The organism is Glutamicibacter sp. AGC84 (assembly GCF_053543575.1).
This window is the reverse complement of record NZ_JBLVOC010000012.1, coordinates 90921-94616: the sequence shown is the minus strand read 5'-3', so window position 1 is coordinate 94616 and position 3696 is coordinate 90921. Positions and strand designations below refer to the sequence as shown.

At 58.3% G+C, this 3696-nt stretch carries 2 protein-coding genes and 6 tRNA genes (1 of these 8 cut by a window edge); 6 read left to right on the top strand and 2 right to left on the bottom strand.

From position 1 onward, the window contains the following. Positions 1-26: 26 nt before the first annotated feature. Together ACNPN0_RS08225 and ACNPN0_RS08220 are read right to left on the bottom strand one after the other, a co-directional pair. Entirely contained in the window at positions 27-1727 is a 1701-nt protein-coding gene (locus ACNPN0_RS08225; protein WP_448938325.1) for a C40 family peptidase, read from the bottom strand. 776 nt (positions 1728-2503) lie between these two features. After that, positions 2504-2875 (bottom strand): metallopeptidase family protein, encoded by a 372-nt coding sequence (locus ACNPN0_RS08220; RefSeq protein ID WP_400291014.1) that lies wholly within the window; start codon positions 2873-2875, stop codon positions 2504-2506. A 138-nt stretch (positions 2876-3013) separates the two neighbouring features. On the opposite strand from ACNPN0_RS08220, the gene ACNPN0_RS08215 reads away from it, so the two are divergent. The 6 genes from ACNPN0_RS08215 to ACNPN0_RS08190 form a co-directional block, all read left to right on the top strand. Continuing rightward, positions 3014-3086: transfer RNA gene (locus ACNPN0_RS08215), tRNA-Glu, on the top strand. Positions 3087-3141: 55 nt separating this feature from the next. Next, positions 3142-3215 (top strand) — tRNA-Asp (locus tag ACNPN0_RS08210). Positions 3216-3264: 49 nt separating this feature from the next. After that, a tRNA-Phe gene (locus ACNPN0_RS08205) sits at positions 3265-3337 on the top strand. 61 nt (positions 3338-3398) lie between these two features. Further along, a tRNA-Asp gene (locus tag ACNPN0_RS08200) sits at positions 3399-3472 on the top strand. A gap of 49 nt (positions 3473-3521) precedes the next feature. Next, a tRNA-Phe gene (locus ACNPN0_RS08195) sits at positions 3522-3594 on the top strand. A 61-nt stretch (positions 3595-3655) separates the two neighbouring features. Beyond that, a tRNA-OTHER gene (locus ACNPN0_RS08190) sits at positions 3656-3696 on the top strand (it continues 61 nt past the right edge of the window).

The following is a 3696-nucleotide window of genomic DNA, read 5'->3' as shown; positions in this document are numbered from 1 at the left end:
GGCCTTCGTGCCTCGAGGGGTGGCGCTTAGTAGCGGGCTGCCTTCGGGTAGAGGTTGTTGACGTAGCTCAGTGGAGTCACCGAGATGCCGGCGTTCGGGTTGCGAGCGTGGACGACCTGGCCGTTGCCGATGTAGATGGCTACGTGGTAGAACGAGGAACCGCCGTTGGAAGACGAGAACACCAAGTCGCCTGGGCGCAGGTTGCTCAGCGACACGTACTGCGGGGCGCTAGCGAACTGCTGGGACGAAGTACGTGGCAGGCTGATGCCGGATTTGCCGAAAGCTCGCTGCGAGAAGCTCGAGCAGTCGAAAGCATCGGGACCGTTGGCACCATAGACGTAGTACTTGCTGGGATCATCCGCGGTCTTCAAGGCCCAGGAAAACGCTGCAGAGTAGTTGCTGCCGGACTGCGGGGCGACTTCAGGCTTCGGCTCCGGCTTAGGTTCCGGCTTTGGCTCAGGCTTAGGCGCTGGCTTCGGGGTGACCTTCGGCTTTGGCTCCGGCTTTGGCTCGGGCTTGGGTGCCGGCTTCGGGGTAGCCTTCGGCTTCGGCTCGGCCTTCTTGGTTGGTTCCGGCTTCGGTTCGGCCTTCTTGGTTGGCTTTGGCTCCGGCTTCGGCTCGGCCTTCTTGGTTGGCTCTGGCTTTGGCTCGGCCTTTTTGGTCGGTTCCGGCTTTGGCTCGGCCTTTTTAGTTGGCTCCGGCTTCGGTTCGGCCTTCTTGGTTGGCTCCGGCTTCGGCGCTACGGGAGGCTCGACAGCTTCCGGTTCCTCTTCAACCTTCTCAGGCTCCGACTCGACCGTTTCCTCTTCAGGTTCGGCCTGCACCAGCTCACGTGGCTTTTCAACCGAGAGCGGCTGAACGGAGTCTTGCTTCGTTTCGGGAACCTTGGCGGTTTCCTCTTCGGCGATGGCGTCCGCGAGAGCTTTTTCCTGCTCCTGCGTTTCGCGCTCTTCAACCGCCTGGCGAACCTCGGCCTCTTCCTTCTGCTTCAAGGTGGCGAGGTGGCCGATCAAGTCATCGCGCAGCTGCTTCTCAGGTGCGATAGCTGCTTCGTAGGTGGACAGGGTGCTGTTCGCGGTCGCTGCGGCTGCGTCATAGTTGGCTGCAGCTTCTTCGGCGGCGTTCTGTGCCGCATCAGCATATTCCTGCCAAGCCGAAACGAGGCCTTCGGCCTCGGTGGCGGTGTTGACGGACTGGACCTTCTGTTCGCTCAACGCGTCGATGGTAGCGGCCTTGTAGAACAGGTCGCCTTCCTGGTTGTCATCAAGGAGCAGGCTCAGGGTCGAGGTGCCTGCGCCATTGCGGTAGATATCCGAAGCGATAGCGCCCAGATCGTTGCGGCTCTGCTCCAGGTAAGTCTTTGCGTACTCGAGCTGTTCTACAGCCTTCTCGGCCGCAGCGGTGCGCAGATCGCGCTCTTCGCCGGCGGTGAGCAGGGATTCCTGAGCCTGAGCGGCCTCAGTTTCAACGCGCTTCAGTTCGGCGCGGCTGGAAGCCAGGGAAGCTTCGATGCGCGCGATCATCGCGTTCGTCGAAGCCTTATCCTTCTTTGCGTCCTGGACCTCTGCGTCCGAAGGTAGCGCGGAAGCCCTAGGTGCGGCAGCGATGGCCACAGACTGAGGAAGCAGAGCTGAAGTAGATGCGGAAGCGGGCAAAGCGCCTGCAATGCAGGACACCGCTAGGGCTAGGGTGCTTGCAGCAACACCGAGCGTGTGGCGAGTAGCCATATCGTTCCTCACTAAGTACTTGGATGACGCGGAGTGCGTGAGTCGTGACCTTCACCGATGAGTAGGTCACGATTCGGATAAGACTCCAAATAGCACATTAGGCAATTAAGACACGCTTGGCAACACTGTTCACATCAGTCACATGAATCCCATTCGTGTAATTCGCCTGGGTATTCGGCGGTGATCTGCGCAGATAGTGGCATTTGGGATCTGTGTGGCTGATCAAGAGTGGCTGGGAAATGACTCAGACATATATCTCGCCTCGTTACCCAGGTATCGATTGTCATGAAGCTTGGGTAACGTGCCGGAGGGGAACGTGCGACTGCAAAAAACGTTTGCCTTTAAAAGGGAAAGGTACTCCGGGAGGGCGCAAAGCTCTGCTTCGCTGGGTCTGCCCCGGAGACGCTGGCTCCAATGGCGACATCCTTTTGGGGGTGCGGTGCCGTGCTCCCAATCGGGATCACCTCGCTGCCCTTGGTGGCGGAGGGGCCCAGGGCCGCTGGGTGGACACGGGCAAGAGGCATGCAAGGTTCCTCCGGCCGGCTGCACCTGATCACGCCCGGATAAAGCAGCCGCCAGCGGGGCAACGGGAAACCGACCGGCGCGCCAATCGTTGCGAAACGGATTTTGGGCGGCTTGCCCGCCGGTCGGCTGGACCTGGGTGGCGATTCCAAGCGCCATGCGTGTGCTTTGGGTCTCTTTCGACCTCGATGCGACCACCGCATTCGAGTATTTTTGTGAGGCAGATCTCAAAAGAAGATTCTGCGGATTCGGGGCTATGACCACCCTAAATCGTGCAATTTCGCGTCGTCGATTCCGAAGTGATGGGCCACTTCGTGCATCACTGTAATCCCAATTTCCCGCACTACATCTTCACGTGTTTCGCAGGCTCGAAGCGTCGGATTCTTGAAGATCGTTATGCGGTCGGGAAGTGCGCCCGTGCCCCAGTCCAGGTCCCGTTCCGTGAGTGCAATGCCCTCGTATAACCCCAGAATTTCAGGGTTTTCTGGTTCTCCTGGAAGCGGCTCATACTCGTCTTCGATGAAGAAAATGACGTTGTCCATCATGGCGAATGCAGCCTCCGGAATGGCGTCGATGGCCTGCTCGACCAGGGTCTGGAATTCGTCGTCATCCATCTCAAAAAGCATGCTTCCAGACTAGGCCCGCGCACCCGATTTGGCATGGGTGAAACTCGTCCAGGTGCCGATTTTGCAAAAGCAAAAAACACTGCGTATAGTTATTGGAGTCCGCTACGGAGAAGCAAGAAACCGAAGCGAACAACTTAGGCCCCCATCGTCTAGCGGCCTAGGACACTGCCCTTTCACGGCAGCGGCACGGGTTCGAATCCCGTTGGGGGTACAAACAACCATTATGTGGTTGTCAGATGGAGAAATCCATTGGCTTGCGAAAGCAAGGCCCTGTAGCGCAGTTGGTTAGCGCGCCGCCCTGTCACGGCGGAGGTCGCGGGTTCAAGTCCCGTCAGGGTCGCTCAATTTACTATTTCAATAGTAAATTTGGTGTCCACTTAGTGGTACCAGGCTCTGTAGCTCAGTTGGTAGAGCGTTCGACTGAAAATCGAAAGGTCACCGGATCGACGCCGGTCGGAGCCACGCAGGCCCTCGGTTTATCCCGGGGGTTTTACTGTGTGACTTGAATTTATTCAAAGCACTAGGCCCTGTAGCGCAGTTGGTTAGCGCGCCGCCCTGTCACGGCGGAGGTCGCGGGTTCAAGTCCCGTCAGGGTCGCTCAATTTACTATTTCAATAGTAAATTTGGTGTCCACTTAGTGGTACCAGGCTCTGTAGCTCAGTTGGTAGAGCGTTCGACTGAAAATCGAAAGGTCACCGGATCGACGCCGGTCGGAGCCACGCAGGCCCTCGGTTTATCCCGGGGGTTTTACTGTGTGACTTGAATTTATTCAAAGCACTAGGCCCTGTAGCGCAGTTGGTTAGCGCGCCGCCCTGTCACGG

What these genes read in the sequence shown, in the direction of transcription:
- ACNPN0_RS08220 (WP_400291014.1), bottom strand. Translation starts at nt 2,875, where the DNA reads ATGCTTTTTGAGATGGATGACGACGAATTCCAGACCCTGGTCGAGCAG.
- ACNPN0_RS08225 (WP_448938325.1), bottom strand. Translation starts at nt 1,727, where the DNA reads ATGGCTACTCGCCACACGCTCGGTGTTGCTGCAAGCACCCTAGCCCTA.